Source organism: Anoxynatronum buryatiense, from assembly GCF_900182905.1.
Lineage (GTDB): Bacteria > Bacillota > Clostridia > Peptostreptococcales > Tindalliaceae > Anoxynatronum > Anoxynatronum buryatiense.
The window spans coordinates 139,406-159,043 of record NZ_FXUF01000008.1; the positions used below are offsets into that span (position 1 = coordinate 139,406).

At 50.9% G+C, this 19,638-nt stretch carries 15 protein-coding genes; 13 read left to right on the forward strand and 2 right to left on the reverse strand.

What is annotated here, in order from left to right; all coding sequences use genetic code 11:
* The first annotated feature begins 11 nt into the window (after nucleotides 1-11).
* From lpdA to mutY, 6 genes are all read left to right on the forward strand, one after another.
* Entirely contained in the window at nucleotides 12-1,400 is a 1,389-nt protein-coding gene (lpdA, locus tag QOL74_RS11440; RefSeq protein ID WP_283409614.1) for a dihydrolipoyl dehydrogenase, read from the forward strand.
* 236 nt (nucleotides 1,401-1,636) lie between these two features.
* Entirely contained in the window at nucleotides 1,637-2,911 is a 1,275-nt protein-coding gene (locus QOL74_RS11445; protein ID WP_283409615.1) for a DUF418 domain-containing protein, read from the forward strand.
* A gap of 250 nt (nucleotides 2,912-3,161) precedes the next feature.
* On the forward strand, nucleotides 3,162-3,614 hold the full coding sequence (locus QOL74_RS11450; RefSeq protein ID WP_283409616.1) for a hypothetical protein: 453 nt from the start codon (nucleotides 3,162-3,164) through the stop codon (nucleotides 3,612-3,614).
* Between the two features lie 166 nt (nucleotides 3,615-3,780).
* The gene (locus tag QOL74_RS11455; RefSeq protein ID WP_283409617.1) at nucleotides 3,781-4,647 is read left to right on the forward strand and encodes a hypothetical protein; all 867 of its coding nucleotides are present in this window, start codon (nucleotides 3,781-3,783) and stop codon (nucleotides 4,645-4,647) included.
* 151 nt (nucleotides 4,648-4,798) lie between these two features.
* On the forward strand, nucleotides 4,799-6,061 hold the full coding sequence (locus QOL74_RS11460; RefSeq protein ID WP_283409618.1) for a DNA recombination protein RmuC: 1,263 nt from the start codon (nucleotides 4,799-4,801) through the stop codon (nucleotides 6,059-6,061).
* Nucleotides 6,048-7,136 (forward strand): A/G-specific adenine glycosylase, encoded by a 1,089-nt coding sequence (gene mutY / locus QOL74_RS11465; protein WP_283409619.1) that lies wholly within the window; start codon nucleotides 6,048-6,050, stop codon nucleotides 7,134-7,136. Before QOL74_RS11460 ends, mutY begins: the two co-directional genes overlap by 14 nt.
* On the opposite strand, the gene argH is transcribed toward mutY, so the two are convergent.
* The gene (gene argH / locus QOL74_RS11470; RefSeq protein WP_283409620.1) at nucleotides 7,091-8,494 is read right to left on the reverse strand and encodes an argininosuccinate lyase; all 1,404 of its coding nucleotides are present in this window, start codon (nucleotides 8,492-8,494) and stop codon (nucleotides 7,091-7,093) included. The two genes, mutY and argH, sit on opposite strands and share 46 nt — an antisense overlap.
* Before the next feature lie 460 nt (nucleotides 8,495-8,954).
* Here argH and QOL74_RS11475 point away from each other — a divergent pair, with 460 nt between their 5' ends.
* From QOL74_RS11475 to QOL74_RS11505, 7 genes are all read left to right on the forward strand, one after another.
* A complete protein-coding gene (locus QOL74_RS11475; RefSeq protein ID WP_283409659.1) occupies nucleotides 8,955-10,112 on the forward strand; it encodes an NAD(P)-dependent malic enzyme in 1,158 nt (385 codons plus the stop codon).
* Nucleotides 10,113-10,162: 50 nt separating this feature from the next.
* Complete coding sequence (locus QOL74_RS11480; protein WP_283409621.1) at nucleotides 10,163-11,494, forward strand: 2-hydroxycarboxylate transporter family protein; 1,332 nt, start codon at nucleotides 10,163-10,165, stop codon at nucleotides 11,492-11,494.
* A 209-nt stretch (nucleotides 11,495-11,703) separates the two neighbouring features.
* Nucleotides 11,704-13,305, forward strand: coding sequence for a methyl-accepting chemotaxis protein (locus tag QOL74_RS11485; protein ID WP_283409622.1), 1,602 nt, complete (start codon nucleotides 11,704-11,706; stop codon nucleotides 13,303-13,305).
* A gap of 142 nt (nucleotides 13,306-13,447) precedes the next feature.
* Nucleotides 13,448-13,720, forward strand: a complete 273-nt coding sequence (gene citD / locus QOL74_RS11490; protein WP_283409623.1) for a citrate lyase acyl carrier protein — start codon at nucleotides 13,448-13,450, stop codon at nucleotides 13,718-13,720.
* A 2-nt stretch (nucleotides 13,721-13,722) separates the two neighbouring features.
* Entirely contained in the window at nucleotides 13,723-14,625 is a 903-nt protein-coding gene (locus QOL74_RS11495; protein WP_283409624.1) for an HpcH/HpaI aldolase/citrate lyase family protein, read from the forward strand.
* A gap of 1 nt (nucleotide 14,626) precedes the next feature.
* Entirely contained in the window at nucleotides 14,627-16,177 is a 1,551-nt protein-coding gene (gene citF / locus QOL74_RS11500; protein ID WP_283409625.1) for a citrate lyase subunit alpha, read from the forward strand.
* 210 nt (nucleotides 16,178-16,387) lie between these two features.
* On the forward strand, nucleotides 16,388-18,253 hold the full coding sequence (locus tag QOL74_RS11505; RefSeq protein WP_283409626.1) for an Ig-like domain-containing protein: 1,866 nt from the start codon (nucleotides 16,388-16,390) through the stop codon (nucleotides 18,251-18,253).
* Nucleotides 18,254-18,377: 124 nt separating this feature from the next.
* On the opposite strand, the gene QOL74_RS11510 is transcribed toward QOL74_RS11505, so the two are convergent.
* Complete coding sequence (locus QOL74_RS11510) at nucleotides 18,378-19,496, reverse strand: C39 family peptidase (protein ID WP_283409627.1); 1,119 nt, start codon at nucleotides 19,494-19,496, stop codon at nucleotides 18,378-18,380.
* Nucleotides 19,497-19,638: the final 142 nt, after the last annotated feature.

The window sequence follows — 19,638 nt, forward strand, 5'->3', positions numbered from 1 at the left end:
GGTGAATGACCATGCGAATTGTAGTGATAGGCGGCGGGCCGGGCGGATATGTGGCAGCCATCCGGGCGGCACAGCTGGGCGGCGAAGTGACCCTTGTTGAAAAAGCCTCTTTGGGAGGTACCTGCCTGAATGTGGGGTGCATTCCCACCAAGGTGCTGGCCCACAGCACCGAACTGCTTCAGGAAATACGCCATGCAGAAACCTACGGACTGGAAGTGCCGGCGGTATCGGTGAACTGGCCGCGCCTCCAGGAACGGAAACAGGCAGTGGTGAATCAGCTGGTGGAAGGCGTGGGCGGGCTGCTGCGTTCCTGGAATGTGGAAGTCATTCAGGCAGAGGCATCCTTTGCCAACGAACAGGAGTTGCTGTTGAAGGAATCATCAGGGGGAACCCGGTTGCTGCCCTTTGACAAGGCCATTCTGGCTGCCGGATCAGAAAGTGTGCAGCTGCCTTTGCCGGGAGCCGACCACCCCGGGATTCTCACCAGCACCGAAGCCCTGTCCCTTGAAACCATTCCCGAAAGCCTGTGTGTCATCGGCGGCGGTGTGATTGGCACCGAATTTGCCGGCATTTATGCAGGCATGGGCACAAAAGTGACGGTCATCGAGATGCTGCCTGAAATTCTGGTGAACATGGAACCGGAGCTGACGGCAATGGTTCAGATGATCATGGAAGAAGAGGGTGTTCAGTTCCACACCGACACCCAGGTAAAATCCATTGAAAAAACACCGGCGGGGTTTGTGGTGAATGCCCGGTGCCAGGGCCAGCCGGTAACAGTTGCGGCACAACATGTTCTCATGGCCGCTGGAAGACGTCCGGCCACTGCCTCTCTGGGGCTGGAAAAAGCAGGTATTCGCACCGAAAAAGGCCGGGTACTGGTGAATGACCGGTTGCAGACATCCCTGCCCCATGTGTACGCCATCGGCGACTGCACCGGGGGCACCATGCTGGCGCACACGGCATCAGCCCAGGGTGTGGCGGCAGCGGAAACCATCATGGGTCATTACACGGAAGCCCGTTTTGATACCATTCCTTCCTGCGTGTATATTCGTCCGGAATATGCTTCGGTGGGATTGACAGAAGCCGCTGCCAAAGCAAAGGGCTATGCCGTCAAGACAGGCAAATTTGCCCTTACCGGAAACGGAAAAGCATTGATTATGAACAACGGGGTGGGCATGGTGAAATTTGTGGCCGATGCCGCCACCGATGAAGTGCTGGGACTGCATATATTAGGGCCCCGGGCAACCGATCTCATCAGTGAAGGCACCCTGGCCCTGCGCCTGGAAGCCACCCTGAAAGAAATCGGAACCACCATTCATGCCCATCCCACTTTGGCAGAAGCCATTCTGGAAGCGGCCCATGCCGCTCAGGGACACTGCATTCATATGCCCAAGCCCTGATAAACCCATTCGTTATCCTCCTCCCTTCTCTTGCGGGTGTCGCCTTGTTGCGGCGCCCGCCATATTTTTTTGGCATTGGAAACAGCATGCGCAAAAAAGCTGTTGATAACGTTTTAGTAATGGCTATAAGCTTTTTATTCACTTTTCCTTGTCACCTGTTAACTGAAACAAAAACGACAGGACATCGTAGATGAAGGCAGAGAGACGTAATGAAAATGTGTGAACGGAGGCTTATAATGAACCAATCAAAAGAAGACACACACTTGGAAAGGCCGATACCCGTTTCAGTGGGTGAACGACTCCAGGCAGTCGACATGCTCCGGGGATTTGCCCTCATTGGCGTGTTGTTGGTGAATACCCAAATGTACAACGATACCATGATGGGTTTTTCTGCTTCCCCGTTAAGCTACACAGGAGCGGCGAACCAGGTGGCGGCCCTGCTGATTCAGATTTTTGCCACCGGCAAGTTCTACACGCTTTTTTCCTTTCTTTTCGGGCTGGGATTTTACCTGTTCACTGAACGACTGACAGAAAAAGGCCTTCCGGCCATTTCGCTGTTTCGGCGGCGCCTGCTCCTTTTGCTGTGTATTGGATTTTTCCATTTCGCCTTGTTTTGGCATGGTGATATTCTCATGTCCTATGCCCTGACCGGCTTTCTTCTCATGGCTTTTCGCAAGAAGCAGCCTCAACAGCTGAAAAAATGGATCATCATCCTGCTGTGCCTGTCCATTCTGGTGATTGGAGGTTTAATGGCCCTGCAGTCGGTGAGCCTGGAATCACTTTCTCCCCAACAGGCAGAAATGTATGAAGCCCAGATTCAGCAAACGGTGAGTCAGTATCAGGAAGGCAGTTATCCGGCTACCATTGGTTACCGTCTTACGCAGGAACTGCCCATTGTCCTCCTTTCAACGATTTTTATCATTCCCAAGCTGCTGGCTCTCTTTCTTGCCGGACTTTATGCGGGTAAAACCCGCATCTTTCAGAAGCTGCATGACTTATCAAGCCAAGACGATTCGACAGACAAAAGTGAATCAACAGAACTGCAGGAACAGGTTCGCCGTATCTGGCGTACCAGCGGACTCATCGGCTGGTCATTGACAGCCGTTTATGTGGTGGTGGATCTTCAATTGATTCCCGGAGCCGGACTGGCCGCCAGACTGGCGGCAGAATGGGCCCGTGAAATTTCCACGGTGGCCCTGTGCCTTTTCTACATCACCTCATTGCTGCAGCTGTGGCAGCATCCCCGCTGGCAGCAGCCTTTGGCCTTCTTTCAGGGGGTGGGTCGTCTGGCCCTCACCCATTATCTGACCCAGTCGGTGATCCTCTCCCTGGTGTTCTATGGTCACGGTCTGGGGCTGCTGCGCCGCATGCCCCTCTGGCAGGGCATGGTGCTGTCGCTGGTGATTTACACCCTTCAGCTGCTGGTCAGCCGTCCTTACCTGCGGCGTTTTCGCCAGGGACCGGCGGAGTACCTCTGGCGCAAGGGCACTTATGGAAAAAGAGCAGCTTAAACGAGCGTCGCTGGCTCCTTAAAGCCGCTGCCTTCATCGAATATTGCCAACAGTATGACTCCCTGTCTTTCCCAGAGGCAGGGAGTTTATGGTATAATCGATACAACAAGAAAGATGGACCCATAGGGGTGTGAACCCGTGGTCAGTGAACACGCTGACCGTGATTTCACCCATGAAGTGCAACGTGTAAAGCGTAAAGGGCAAGGGTCATCGGGTATGGAGAACCAGGTAAAGGCCAGGAGGTGATGGGGTGTTAAAACCAATTGATCAGGGAATCCCAATGGAACGGTTGTTTCGACCGGGTGGTGTGACACCAATGGAACCTGGCAGCCAACAGGCTGCTGCTGTCAATCAGGGTGAAAGTACCGCTTTTGGCAAGGGCGAATCCTGTGAAACTTGTGATAGCCGAAAATACAAAGATCGATCTGACGATCCCAGTGTTTCCTTTCAAAGCCCCACACATATATCGCCTGAGCAGGCATCGGTTAAGGTGAGGGCTCATGAACATGAACATGTTCGAAATGAGAAGGCTCAGGCGCAACGGGAAGGCCGCGAAGTCCTTTACCAGACGGTGGTGCTTCATGGGGGGATTTGTCCCGACTGTGGAAAACCTTACGTAGCCGGTGGTGAAACTCGAACGGTCACCCGGGGAAGTATCAGCGCAGAGGATCTGAAAGGGCAAGTGGTAGACACTTATATTTAAACAAAAGACTGAGATTTCTCGGTCTTTTTCCTTGTCTGACTGGAATGAGTACACAGAATAAAGACTTTCTGGCAAGGAAAAGCATCGATTTGAAAAAGGGAGAGTATAAGCTATGAGAAAAGTTAAGGATATTTTTTATAGCTCTAAGTTTGAGGAGGAGATGTACATGAATATACCGAAATTCAAAGCTGAAAATGAGTGCATGAAATATGACCAATTACTCCATTATTCGAATATTGAGACACTTAGAATCATGCTTGACGAGCGAACCTTGAAGTGCAACAGTTTGAAAAACGTCAATGATCTTTTAGAAAGGCAAAGAAAAGGGATAGAAGAGCAGGCTGATGCAACTTATGTTTCTTGCTTCAGTCATTGCCAATATGAGACGGTTCCTTTTTGGTATCTGTATGGAGGAAGTGAATGTAGCAACAAAGTATTATTGAGATTCAATAATGTTGCGAAAAGTTTTGGAAATGCCATAAAAGACGATTGGGCGTTTACTGGAGATAAAAAATGCATATTTTATAATCCTAAAGATCTTTTTTCAAAGGAGATAGGTGGGATTAGTTATGATTTAAAAAATGATTCTTGCATAGAAAGCAGTCAAACTATTCTGGCTGTTAGGTTGTTCGATGTTAAGTATGTACACCCAGATAATGAAGTGCTTACAAAAAACTATAAAACTAATGAAAAGATGACATTTGCAGAAAATGAGGTTGAATTGCCTGCTGAAGTTAATGACGTAAGGACAATTGGAAAATATAAAACGATCCATTGGAAATATGAGGCTGAGACGCGTATTCAATGCATACTTAGGCATGGTAAAGGACCTTGTTTAGAACATATTTTGTTGCGACTTAAAGACGATTTTTTTAGGGATATGGTTATAGTATCTAATCCATGGGCATCAGATGCTTTTTTAAGAGGGATAAAAACTGTGTTGGAACATTCGAATCTTCCGAAAGAGATTAAGGAAACAATAACCGTACAGCGAAGTGAGCTGGATGGTCAAATAGTTGGATGTAATCGATGATGTATCACAAAAGGGAAGTATTGTCATTTTTAGGCTTTCAGCGTTTGATGGGTAAATTAACTCTCTTCAATAACGCTTGAAATCACAAATACTTTAAAACTTGCTTTTCCGAATGCATAAAAAGAAAGAAAAAAACAAAGGAGGAGCACCCATGGAATCATGGATCATCTACCTGATGATGGGGATACAACTGTTGTTGCTGTTGGTGCTGGTGCTGCGGCAGAAGCCTGCATCCCATAAGGAAGAGCTGGAAAAACTGCTTCGGAAAAGTGAAGTCCTTGAACAGCAGTCTCAACGCATGGAACGGCAGATGAAGGAAGAACTGGAAAAAAACCGGGAAGCCTTCAGTCGCAACGAGAAAGAAGCCCGCCGGGAGTTGACGGACAGCCTTCGCCAGTTTGAGTCTGTCACAGAACGGCGTATGGAGCGGATTCGTGAAGTGATGGAACAGAAAATGACGCAGCTGCAACAGGATAACAACACCCGGCTGGAAGAAATGCGGGCAACGGTGGATGAAAAGCTCCACAAAACCCTGGAGCACCGGCTGGGTGAATCCTTTAAGCAGGTGAGTGAACGGTTGGAGCAGGTGCATCAGGGGCTGGGGGAAATGCAGACCCTGGCCGCCGGCGTGGGGGATCTAAAAAAGGTGCTGACCAATGTAAAAACCCGGGGCACGCTGGGGGAATACCAGCTGGAAAACCTGCTGGAGCAGTTGATGACCAGTGACCAGTACGGCAAAAACGTGGCAACTCGTCCCGGCAGCAATGAGCGGGTGGAGTTTGCCGTGAAAATGCCGGGCAGAAGTCAGGAGGACATTCCGGTATGGCTCCCTGTAGATGCCAAATTTCCCACAGAAGATTACCAGCAGCTGCTGGAAGCCTATGAAGTGGGTGACGCCACGGTGATCGACCAGTGCCGAAAAAAGCTGGTGCAGCGGATGAAAACAGAAGCTAAAAACATCCGGGACAAATACGTGGAACCACCTCACACCACTGATTTCGGCATCCTGTTCCTTCCCTTTGAAGGGCTCTATGCCGAAGTGCTGCGCCTGGATCTTTTCGAAGTGCTGCAACGGGAGTACAAGGTGATGATTGCCGGCCCCACCACATTGGCCGCTTTCCTTAACAGTCTGCAAATGGGCTTTCGCACCCTGGCCATTGAAAAGCGCTCCAGTGAAGTGTGGGAGCTGTTGGGAGCGGTGAAAAGTGAGTTTGGAAAGTTTGCCGGTATTCTGGAAAAGACCCGTCAAAAGCTGGATGAAGCCGGTAAGGTCATCGACACGGCCGGAGTGCGCACCCGTGCCATTGAGCGGCGGCTGCGTGAAGTGGAAGCCCTGCCGGCAGAAGCCGGGGAAAAACTGTTGGGAAGCGGGTTTTCCCAGTCAACGGAGGAAACGAATCGTGACTTTGAATAACAATGAATTCCCCTGGACACCTGCGCTGCTCCAGTGGTTTGAAGTCAATCAGCGCCCCATGCCATGGCGGCAAACCTCCACCCCCTATTACCGGTGGCTGTCGGAAATCATGCTGCAGCAAACCCGGGTGGATACGGTGATTCCCTATTTTCACCGGTTTGTGGAGCGGTTCCCCAGGGTTGAACATCTGGCAGAAGCATCGGAAGACGAAGTATTGAAACTGTGGGAAGGCCTGGGCTACTATTCCCGGGCTCGGAACCTGTTGAAGGCGGCCAGGGTGATGGTGGCGGAACATCAGGGCACCTTTCCGGCAACTGAAAAAGAAGCCCTGGCCCTCCCGGGCATTGGCCCTTATTCAGCAGCGGCGGTGTTAAGCATGGCCTATGGGGTTCCTCTCCCCTCGGTGGATGGCAATGTGCTGCGGGTATACGCCCGCCTGACGGCACTGGCGGAAAACGTGCTGGAACCGGCCACGGTGAAAAGGGTACAGGGAGCACTGAAGACGGCCATGCCACAGCACCGGCCGGGTGACTTCAATGAGGCCATGATGGAGTTGGGAGCGGTGATCTGCCTGCCTGTCAGTCCGCTGTGTCAGAACTGCCCCATCCAGGACCACTGCGAAGCCCACAGGCAGCATCGGGTGGAGCAACTGCCCCTTCGCATAAAGAAAGACCGCACCACCCGGCATCATTACCTGGTGATGTACCTGCAAAATGCGGCAGGTACCTGTGTGGCGGCACAAAAAAACCCGCCCAGCGGTTTGCTGGGTGGGTTGTGGGCGTTTCCCATGATGGAAGTGACGGCAGATCATGAAGACATGAAAGCGTTGCCGGCTCTGGCAGCCAAAGAAGCGGTCGCCAGGTGGCAGATCACACTGCAGCAGCCGGAGGCTGTCGGCAGGCTGCGCCACGTATTCAGTCATCGCCACTGGACGATGTGGGTGGTAAGTGCCGTGTCGGAGGAGCTGCCGCCGGCTTGTGAATGGCTGCCCCATGCTGAGCTGTCTGTCAAAGCCTTCCCCGAGGTGTATCAGAAGGTGATGCGGCTCATGGATGAACGGGCGGCGTCAATCTGACGTTTCACTTCCGACCGGGCAGTGCCGCCAAAACTGTTGCGGCGGTCCACGGCAGCTTCAATGGTGAGGCGGAGAAAAAGATCTTCCTGAATGGCCCCGTGGAAAGACTGCCATTCTGCCAGGCTCAACCCTTCAAAGCCGGTATCCTTGGCCAGGCACTGCTGAACCGCCTGGCCCACAATATGGTGGGTTTCCCGGAAAGGAACCCCCTTTTCCACCAGATATTCTGCCACGTCTGTGGCCAGCAGGAATCCTTTTTCAAGATGAGGCTGGAGAGAAGCTTCCTTTATCTGAATTTCTGTCAGCAATGACGGCAGCAGTCCCAGCACTTCTCCAACGGTTTTCAGAGCATGGAACACCGGGCGTTTGTCTTCCTGCAAATCCCGGTTATAGGTGAGGGGCAGGCCCTTCAGGTTCACCATCAGGTCCTGCAGGGCGGCCAGCACACCGCTGGTTTTCCCCCGCATCAGCTCCAGGGCATCCGGGTTCTTTTTATTGGGCATCATACTGGAGCCGGTGCAAAAGGCATCCGGCAGTTCAATGAAATCAAATTCCGATGTGTTCCAGAGAATCAGGTCTTCACACAGACGGCTCACATGCAGCATAAAGGTGGAAGCCGCAAAAAGGAACTCCAGCAGGTAATCCCTGTCAGATACGGTGTCCAGGCTGTTTTCTGTCACGCCGGCAAAGCCCAGTAACCGGGTAGTCACGTGCCGGTCAATGGGCAGGGTGGTGCCCGCCAGGGCCCCGGCTCCCAGCGGGTTCAGATCGGTGGTGTCCAGGGCGGCACTGAGGCGCACCATGTCCCGGTGGAACTTCCAGAAATAAGCCATCCAGAAATGGCCCAAAGAAATGGGCTGGGCATGCTGCAGGTGGGTGAAGCCGGGAATAAACACATCCATGTCTTTTTCGGCCCGGTTGGTCAGGGCTTCCAGCAGCTTTTTCTGGCCTTCCAGCAGCTCAGCGATCCGCTTTTTCATAAACAGGCGGTAGTCTGTGGCCACCTGGTCATTTCGGGATCGGCCGGTGTGAATCTTGGCACCCATGGGCCCCAGCTTTTCGATGAGTCGGGCCTCGATATTCATGTGAACATCCTCCAGTGAGATCTGGGGAACCAGGGTGCCTGCTTCGATCTCCTGTTCAATTTCAAACAGGGCCTTGTCGATGGCTTCCTGCTCGTCGGCCGTTAACAACCCCACGTGATAGAGCATGGCACCGTGAGCCCGGCTGCCGGCGATGTCTTCCCGGTAAAACTGCCAGTCCACATCCAGTGACTGGCTGAACTGCTGCATTTTTTCAGTAGGAGAGGCAGCAAAGCGGCCGCTCCACAGGGCTTTATGAGTCGTGTCGTTATTCATGGTTTTTCCTCCCCTGATGCGGATGATTTTCTTCATCATACTGGAGCAGTGGCATGAAGTCAACAAAAAAGAATATTTATACATATATGCGATTATTAATTCAAATGCGGTCTCTGTGACGTGCATTTAACCCATTGTAACAGCAACTGGAAACAAGTAGATCTGGAACTGGAGGTTCGGTGTAATACCGGGGGCACTTACAAAATCATAATGTTGCCAATTAATGCTGCCAAATAAGGGTGCCTAAATGCCAGTATTAGTCGCCTGAATGGCAAACTTTTGAATAGTCAATAAAAAACAATATGAACTAAAGATGGACGTTATGCACATAACCTTCACAATTTTCTGAGAGTGTCATAAAATGACCTCAGAGTTGTGGAGGTTTTTTCTGCATAAAAGGAAAACGTTTGGATATTAAGGAGGGAATGTATTGTCAACGACAGGTGAAAGAAGCTTGGAGATGCATGAAAAAAATCAGGGGAAGATTGAAGTGGTGTCCAAAGTTCCGGTGAAAACACGGGACGATCTCAGCATTGCGTACACCCCGGGAGTGGCAGAACCCTGCAAGCAGATTGCGGAAGAAAAAGAGTTGGTGTACCGCTATACAGCCAAAGGCAATCTGGTTGCTGTGGTATCCGATGGAACTGCTGTGTTGGGCCTGGGAGACATCGGACCTGAAGCCAGCATGCCTGTCATGGAAGGGAAAGCCATTCTGTTCAAGTGCTTTGCGAATGTGGATGCGTTTCCCATCTGCCTGGATACAAAAGATCCGGACGAAATTGTTAAAACAGTGGCGTATCTGGCACCCACCTTTGGCGGCATCAACCTGGAAGATATTTCTGCACCCCGCTGTTTCGAAATTGAAGAGAAACTGAAGAAAACGCTGGATATCCCCGTTTTTCATGATGATCAGCACGGAACCGCCATTGTGACCCTTGCAGGAACCATCAATGCGCTGAAAGTGGTTAAGAAGGAGTTTAAAGACTGCCGTTTTGTGATTACGGGCGCCGGCGCCGCCGGGGTTGCCATTGCCAAGTTGTTGCTCCACATTGGTGTGAAAGACATTTTCCTGGTGAACCGGGAAGGCATCATTTGCGAAGGTCAGTCACACAAGAACCCATATGTGGCAGAAATGGCCCAGGTTACCAACCGGGAAAAGCGACAGGGTAAACTTGAAGATGCGTTTAAGGGCACCGATGTGTACATTGGCGTGTCAGGCCCCAATATGGTGACGAAAGAAATGATTCAACAGATGAATGAAAATGCCATTGTTTTCGCCATGGCAAACCCCACGCCGGAAATCATGCCGGAAGAGGCCAAGGCGGGAGGAGCGGTGGTCATAGGTACCGGACGTTCTGACTTCCCCAACCAGGTCAACAATGTGCTGGCCTTTCCAGGTGTTTTTCGTGGCGCATTGGATGTGCGTGCCAGCGATATAAATGAAGAAATGAAAATCGCCTCGGCCAACGCCATTGCATCCATCATCGGAGATGACGAACGATCCCCTGACTATGTGATTCCGGATGCCTTTGATCTGAGGGTGGTGGAAAGGGTTACTAAAGCAGTTTCAGAAGCTGCAGTCAAAACAGGTGTGAACCGCATCCCCTACACACCATAAAATGTGCCAGCGTGTCAATTTAGGTGATGAAAAAAAGGAGGAAATCATTCATGAGTAGCGAACAAGCAGTTGTTGTCAATGAACAACTTTCTCACCCTGAGAAGAAAGCCTATACCATCATCGGATTCCCTGTGCCTTTATTCCTATTGTTAACTGCCGTCGTATTTGCAGCGATCGTTACCGGCCGGCTGCCCGGCGGTATGATCGGCGGCTTTGCTTCCATGATCATTTTGGGTGCTATCTTCTTTGAAATTGGGACCCATACACCCATTGTCAACACCTACTTGGGAGGTGGCGCCATTGTCTGTATCTTCGGCAGCTCCGCTTTGGTCTATTTCAACATCCTGCCTGAAGCCACCGTGGCCACGATGGACACCTTCATGAAAGGCGGCGGCTTTCTGGACTTCTACATTGCCGCACTTATCACCGGCAGTATCTTGGGCATGAACCGCAAACTCCTTATCAAAGCCTCCATCCGTTACCTGCCTGCTATCCTGGGAGGCGTCATTGCCGCCATGGGTGCTGCAGCCCTCGTAGGTACACTGATTGGCTTTGGTGCCCGTGAAGCCATGCTCTTCATCGCCCTGCCCATCATGGGCGGTGGTATGGGCGCCGGTGCCGTTCCCCTGTCTCAGATCTTTGCCCAACCCCTGAACCTGGAGCCGGAAGGCGTTCTCTCCATCATGGTGCCAGCCCTGGCCATGGGAAACGCGGTGTCGATTGTCGCCGCAGGATTACTGAACAAATATGGTAAAGGTAGACCCAACCTCTCAGGTGAAGGACAACTGATGATAGTTAAGGAAGATAATGCAAAAGAGGATACCCAGCCTGAAAAAGAACTGCCTCTGGACGTCAAACTCATGGGCATGGGCATGCTCATGGCCACCGCTTTCTTCACCTGGGGGAACTTCCTGGGTCAATTTCTCCCATCCATTCACCCCTACGCCCTGATGATTATCACTGTAGCTGTGTTTAAAGCCTTCGGATGGCTCCCTCATAAGTTTGAATCCGCTGCCAACCAGTGGTTCCGCTTTATCATGGGATATACCACCGGCGCCCTCCTGGTGGGCATCGGCATCTCCTACACTAACCTGGGCCAGATCATCGCAGCCTTTACCATTCAATACATCATTCTGGTGGTCGTCGTAGTCATCGCCGCCATCCTGGGCTCCGGCTTCGTGGGCCGCCTCATGGGCTTCTACCCCATCGAAGCATCCATCACCGCCGGCCTCTGCATGGCCAATATGGGCGGCACCGGCGACGTGGCCGTGCTGTCAGCAGCAGATCGGATGGAACTCATGCCTTTCGCACAAATTTCCTCCCGAATTGGCGGTGCCTTTATGCTGATTCTGGCCAGTTTCCTGATTAACCTTTTCCTCTGATAAGAAACGCTATGGAACATATTGCAATAAAAGAAACCTGTCGAAAGATGACGGTCCTTAACAGAAAGACATGAATCTCATACTGGTAGTCTAATAGCCGCAGGCAGCTGATTTCTCAGCGGCCTGCGGCTATATTATTAAATTGATCACCGAAGTTATATGAGTGAGAAAGAGGATCCTATTTACTACAAAAAAGTGAGGTGCTAACCATGAATGTGCCGGAGAAACACTTGAAAAAAATAAGGTATGCAATGATCATGCTTTTTTTTATGGCGGGTGAATACTGGTATCATCAGGCAATCGAGTTTAAAGCACATTATCCGCTGGTTTTAGGACTCTTCCTGCTGGGTGCTTATGTAGACGCTCAAAAAGAAACGAAAAAAATGGAGCCAATTATTGAGGCCATTGAAGGTATTGCAAAAGGAAAACTGAATACGAACCTAAAAATAGGGCATCGAACACAGAAAAATTTAGAAAATATACAAGCAGACTTAAATAGACTCACCAAAGAGTATGAGAGCCTTAATGAGGCACCAAAAAAAATGGAATCCAAGGTGCAATCAGTGATGAACAAGTATAAAGAAATTGCACTATTGTTTATAACTGACGAAGAAGGACAGCAGATCTATAATTCACAAGGATCGCAGTTGGTAAACAACGGAAACAGAGAGTATTTTGCTCAGGCCAAAAAAACAGGAAATCCACAAGTTTCTGGTATAGTCATTTCAAAGATTACGAATAAACTAGCTTTGGTGATTGCAGTTCCGTATAAAAGCAGGGATAGGTTTTCTGGGGTGTTTGGGGCTACCATTGACATTCAATCTGTCAGCGCCAAAGAAGAAAAGTTGCAAAATGCGTTGATTGGGGGGATGGAAAACTTTAAAAAATTGGTGTTGCACGTTGGAGAGGCGACCTTGCAGGTTGACCAGTCGGCAGAAAAACTTAGCATCATTACCCAACAGTCAGCAGAGGCATCAGAAGGAATAGCTCATTCAACGGTGCAGATTAATGAGGAAGTATTGGAACAAAACCAAGCTATTCGAGTGATCTCAGAGGCGACGTATAAACTGGCGGAAGAGATTCGACAAATTCATGAAAAAACGATTATAATGCAAAAAGAAAGCCAGGAAATGAATGTCCAGGCATATAGGGGACAAAATCAAGTGCAAGAAACGATAAAGGGAATGCAAGAACTGGAAGAAAGCAGCCAAAAACTGGTACAGACGCTGGAAAAAATAACCCAGAATTCCAATCAGATGGATATGATTACACGAAGCATTCAGTCGATTTCAGAACAAACCAACCTGTTGGCGCTAAACGCAGCCATCGAAGCAGCCCGTGCAGGAGAAGCAGGAAGGGGATTTGCCGTGGTGGCGGAAGAAGTTCGAAAACTGGCAGAAAACGTTGGAGAATCCAGCCAGCAAGTTAATGAGCTAATCAGTGTCATCCAACAGGAAATCGTTGAAGCAAATGAAGTGGTTGCGCATGATCAGAGTCTGGTCAAAAATAACGGACAGCAAGTGAACCAAACCGGTGATGTTCTGACAGTGATTATGGGAAAGGCAGCGCTATTGAAAGACAACCTGATTTCTGTAACGGCGTCCGTTGAAAATGGTGTGGACTTTAGTCGGAAAGCCTCTGAATCCGCCATCGCTGCTGAAGCGAATAGCCAGAAAGTGACAGAAGAAATTGAAAGCATTTCTGCGTCAACGGAAGAACAGACCTCTGCTTTGGAGGAAATAGCATCTTCCAGTTCGCATTTGAGCAAAATGGCTAATGAATTACAGCAAAGAATTCAAATGTTCCAGTAATGGGTAAAGAAATGATAGAACATCGGTCATGTTCAAGTCCGTGCTTTTGAGCCGGACCTGTGTTAAAGGAGACAAGGTTTCGAACATGAATGACCAGGTTAATGAGTAGTGTGGCGGTTATGGTGAAAGGAGAGGTTCATGCATGGAGATCAGGAAGCCGGCTCAGGCCGGAACCATGGAATCGGGAGATGTATACGTGACAGTGGAGCCAAGCACGGCTGAAGAGCCGGAGATTACACTGGAAAGTCTTGTGTTGGAGCAATATGGCCATCAAATTTTGCAGACAATCCGGGAAACCCTGGAAATCTGCCGGGTAACAGGGGTTAAGATGACGGTAAGAGACCGGGGCGCGCTGGAATACGCCATCCGATCAAGGGTTGAAACAGCCCTGTTGCGCGCCGGGGAGGAGGAGTAAGCATGAAGGGACTACGTAGAAGCATGCTTTTTGTTCCGGGGAATCATCCGGGCATGATTCAGAATGCAGATATTTATGGCAGTGACAGTATCATCTTTGATCTGGAAGATGCCGTCAGCCTTCAGGAAAAAGACAGCGCCCGTCTTTTGGTGAAACATGCGTTGAGAAAGATTGATTTTGGAGAGACAGAGCGGGTGGTGCGGATCAATCCCCTGGACACGGGCTGCGGTACCCAGGACTTGAAAATGATGGTGGCGGCCGGACCCGACGCACTGATGATTCCCAAGGCAACAGCCCGGCGGCTGATAGAAGCAGATCTGATGGTAGGTGAAATAGAAGCGGCGCTGGGTGGAAACCGTCAGCCCCTGGCGTTCATTCCCATTATCGAGAGTGCTGTGGCGGTGGAAGAAATCAATGAGCTGTTGAAAGCTTCCAGCCGGATTGTGGCTGCTTTGCTTGGGGGAGAAGATTTAACGGCAGACCTGGGAATTCAGCGGACGAAAGCAGGTGATGAACTGCTTTACGCCAGAAGCCGGGTGGCCATGGCCTGCTGCGCCTGTGGGGTGGATGCCATTGATACCCCTTATGCCGATACGATGGATGACGAAGGGCTGGCAAAAGACACTGCAAAGGGAAAAACTGTGGGGTTCACCGGCAAAGCTGCGATTCACCCGCTTCAGATTGAAGTGATCCACCGGGTGTATGCCCCCAGTGAAGCTGAAATTCATGAGGCAAGGCAGATCATCCGGGCAATGAAGCAGGCGGAACGGGAAGGCAAAGGTGCGGTGGCAGTGGACGGACGGATGGTGGATGCGCCCATTATTTTAAGGGCAGAAAAGCTGCTACAGCAGGCAAAAGCCATGGGAGTTCATGACATGACAGACAACGTGAACGGAGGTGCCTGATATGCTGAATAACGTGAAGCGCGAAATACCAAAAACCATTCCGGGATTCGGAGATGTCATCCCGTTTAAAGGTGTGTGGCAGCATATGCCGATGATTCACACGGCACCGGTTTCCCTGGTGCCATCGGGGAAAGGAACAGTTAAAAAACTTCATTCCATAGAACAGGCACTGGACGCCTGTGAGTTGAAAGACGGCATGACGGTTTCCTTCCATCACCATCTTCGCAATGGTGACGGTGTGCTCAACCAGGTGATGGAAGCCATTGATGCCAGAGGGCTGAAAGATATTCATGTCGCTGCCAGTTCCCTGTTTCCGGTTCATGCTCCCCTGGTCAGCCTGATGGAAAAAGGAACAGTCACTCGCATAACCGCTAATTATATGCTGGGGCCGGTGGCAGAAGCGATTTCCAATGGAAAGCTGACATATCCCGTGGTGATGCAGACCCATGGAGGACGGGCACGGGCCATCGAAGTTGGCGATCTGTCCGTTGATGTCGCCTTTATTGCAGCGCCGGCCTGTGATTTGGCAGGCAACCTGAACGGCGTGGAAGGGCCCTCTGCCTGCGGTTCGCTGGGGTATGCGGTGCCAGATGCCCATTATGCCAAGCGGGTGGTGGCCGTCACAGACCACCTGGTGCCTTATCCGGCCAATCCCATTGAAATCAGTCAGGAATGGGTGGATTTTATTGTGGAAGTGGATTCCATCGGGGATCCGGAAGGCATTGTTTCCGGTTCCACACGCCTCACACGGGACCCGCTGGGTTTAAACATTGCCCGAAAAGCGGCCCAGGCCATAGAAGCCTCTGGATTACTGGTGGATGGATTCTCTTTCCAGACCGGTGCCGGCGGGGTGTCACTGGCGGTGGCTGCTTATGTAAGGGAAATCATGCGCCAAAAAAAGATAAAAGGAAGCTTTGCTTCCGGTGGAATTACCGGGTATATGGTGGATATGCTGGAAGAAGGGCTGTTCCGCTCCCTGTTGGATGTGCAATGTTTTGATTTGCAGGCGGTGAATTCTTACAAGCAAAATCCTGCCCATCAGTTCATGTCGGCTTCCATGTACGGAAACCCCCATAACAGAGGTGCTGTGGTCAATCAGTTGGATGTGATGATTCTGGGTGCCACAGAAATAGACACTGATTTTAATGTGAACGTGACTACCGGTTCAACGGGAATCATCATGGGCGGATCAGGCGGCCACAGTGACACGGCAGCAGGGTCCAAGCTGGCCATTGTCACCACCCAGCTGCTGCGTGGCCGGTTACCCATCATTCGCGACAAAGTCACCACGGTGACCACGCCGGGAGAATCTGTGGATTTACTGGTAACCGAAAGAGGCATCGCTGTGAACCCCCGGCGAAAGGATCTGGAAGAAAAGCTGAATGAAGCCGGTATTCCCACCACATCCATTCACCAGTTGAAACAAATGGCAGAAGAACGTGCCGGAACACCAGATCCGGTGGCGTTTGAAGAACGCATTGTGGGTGTGGTGGAATACCGGGATGGAACGGTGATTGATGTGATTCGTCAACAGAAACAGCACTTCAAATAGGTGCCAAAAAGAGACAAGCGATTCATCACGGTGAGCAGGAAGGCTAATGTGAAGGCCCTCAACTGTCGATAACTTAAGTGAAGCATGTGAAAGTGACGGTTTGCAAGAATGATGCATTGACCAAAAGAATGAGCATCTATCATGAAATGCAGATAAGAGAAGATATGAACGGCAATCTGTTCGATCTGCAGAGACAGAGGGGGCATCTTGATGAATCGAAAAAATGTGGCATGTCTCATGGCAATCATCATGATCATGGTAACCTGTTGGCCTGGCGGGGTATTTGCTGATGACCAGCAGGGCGTCAGTGGAAATTTGACCTATCGTGTTGACAATGGGGAAGTGACCATCACCGGGCTGGTGTACGGACAGGACGCACCGAATGTGATTATTCCCGGAAGCATTGAAGGGATGCCAGTTGTGGCCATTGAAGAGGCAACGGCACTTGGCTCCGGGGAAGTCTTTCAGGGAAAAAACATTGCAACACTGCGCATTCTTAAGGGTCTCGAAGTCATTGGTGATTTTGCATTTGAGGGTAACCAGATCAGCATCCTGCGACTTCCGGTGTCGGTGAGCCATATTGGAGAAGGCGCCTTTCATGGGAACCCCCTCACCAGAGTGGTGGTGTGGAATGGGGCTGCCACCATTGAAGACCAGGCTTTTGTAACTTCACTGACAGAGCCGGGTGCCCTGACGGTGGTGGGCTATGTGTACCAGGCGGAAACTGAAACAGTGACGGCTAATACCTATTCAACGGCAAGACAATATGCCCTTGCCAATGGGCATTCCTTTGAACCCATTATTCCAACAGAATCCATTCAGGTGACGCCTGGGGCAGTGACCCTGGACATTGGCGAATGGAGTGCGCTGTCTGCCGCCTTCAATCCCGCCAATGCCACTGCAGCGGAAGACTGGCTGGTGTGGGAGAGTAACAATGCCCAGGTGGCCACTGTCTCCCAGGAGGGTGTTGTCACGGCCATGGGCGAAGGCACGGCGACGATCAGGGCAATATCAGCAGATGAAGTGCTGGGAACAGCAACCATTGAGGTGAGACAACCTGAGGAAGCCCCCGGTGATGATGACGATGACGGGGAGCCAGGGGACCCTGATGATGGCGATGACCCCGGCGATGGCGATAATGGCGATGATGATGATCCGGGTGACGATAATGATGACGAACCAGGAGAACCTGGCGATGATGACGACCCGGAAGATCCGGCAGACGTTGTCAGGGTAACAGGTGTTACTCTGAACCGCCGCACCCTCACGCTGGATGAAGGGGAAACCCGGCGTCTTATCGCAACGGTGACCCCGTCCCAGGCCACCAATCAAAACATTACCTGGAGCAGCAGTAATGATTCAGTGGCCCGGGTATCTTCCACCGGGCTGGTGACAGCCCGCAGAAATGGCCGAGTGACCATCACCGTCACCACAGAAGACGGTTCTTACCGGGACACCTGTGAAGTGACGGTGCTTCGGTGGTACGATGACCGATATGAAAATGATCGAAGAGATTCATCACGGGATACAGGCGGCAGTACGGGCACCACCACTGGCACTCCCGCCACCAGTATGCCGGGTGCCGGTCTTTACAGTGATCAAACCACTTATCGTCATTTTATACTGCCCTCTTTTTCCAACGATCAAGGCTATTTCACGGTGACAGCTCCGGCAGATTTAGGCCGCAATCAACTGCTGCAGATCCCCTTTGGAGCCCAGCGCTTCAGCAGTTTTACCATTGGGAGAGAAACAGTGGAAGCACTGAAACAAAACCAGAACAACCTGTTGCTGATGGAGGGGCGTCTGAACGTACTGCTGGAACCCCAGGCCATTAAGAGCGGCCAGGAGATCAAGATCACCGTTGAAAAGACAGATGAAGGGTATCAGATTCATGCCAATCCCAAAGGTGCGGTGAGTTTGATCTTTTCACCTCCTTCGGGGGAAAGCCTGAGGGGAAGAATAGTCCAGCGGCAGGATGACACTGGGCAGTGGTGGTCAATACCGCCCACCCAGTTGAATACCAACGGTGGTGTGACTATTTTCATGGAAGAAGACGGATTGCACCGGTTTCAATAGTCTTGCAGAGGTTCACCAGCCATGATACCTGGAGATCGTTATGATATTGCCGGAAGATTCCTTACAGCGAAAGGCCGCGGATAACCCCGCGGCCTTTGTGATAGGAACAAAACGATGGTGATGGTTAGTTTACCAGATCCACCACCAGGTAAGGCTGCAGCTGGTAAGGCTTGGGGGCGATATTGCGGTCATGCCACATATAGAACCAGCGCTCCAACGGGTAATAGTAGTAGCCATCCTGCCAGTGATCAGAAGTGTCGTAGGGGTCTGCAAAAATAAGCACGTCATCGCCAATCTCAGGGGTGCCGTTGTTGTCATAGCCAATGATCACCTGCCAATGGCCATCCCAGTCCACCCATTCCACCATGATGGGGCGGCCGGCTTCCAGATGACCGGTGAGCCATCTGACAAAGTAGCTGTCGGCGGCTTCAGCCCAGTCTTCACTTTCATCATCATTCTCAGTGGTGTAAAGCGACATATAGGAGAAGGTGGGCGGCAAATTGCCCCATTCAGCAGCCACATGACTGGAATCACCCTCTTGAATCAGATCCTGGGCAGAATAATTTTCGTGATAGCTGGTTTCCACCACTTCAAAGCCTGCCAGGCTTTCAAAGAAGCGGGTCATCTGTCCCACGTCAGTGCCATATTCCCCAAATTCATCGGCAGAACCCGGCTCGGCATCGGGATCATCCAAATCGGTATGAGCATCCATCATCACGCTGATGTCCCATTCATCATAATCGGTGACACCAAAATGCCACAGCACCATAAGGGCAGAAGCCGGTCCGCAAGACCATTCAGCTGTCTGCTGATAGGTCTTGAAGTTTTCCAGCAGAGTCAGCTGGTCATCGGATTTCATGCGGTAAAAATCAGGATTCACATAATAGCGGGAGGCTGGATTATCGCCGGCGTACTCGTAGGCATTGGCGCCGCCCCATTCATCGATATTAATGGCCTCGGTAACGACTTCTGGTTTGTTTTTTTCTGCGGCCTGATTACTTTCAGGTGTCAGTTGAATCGTTTTTTCGGAAGCGTCCCATTCCACAACAACTCCCAGCAGTTCTGCCAGTGCACGCAGGGGGACATAGCTGCGTCCATTGATCATTTCAACAGACTGGCCTTCGGGCAGAGAGTAAGGCTGGTCGTTCACAGTGACGCTGACTTCGGCAGCAGCAGATCCCACTGACAGAGAAACAAGAGCGAACACCAGCAAGCATGCCAAAAACCATTTCATTTTTTTCATAGTCATCAACCTTTCGTGTCATGTGGTGGTGAGTGGACGGCAACTAAATTGAAAACAGGCATCATATCACTTCTGGGCATCACTCCTGCACCGTATTTGACTGACTACTGTGATTCTATCATAATATTCAGTATCTTAACCA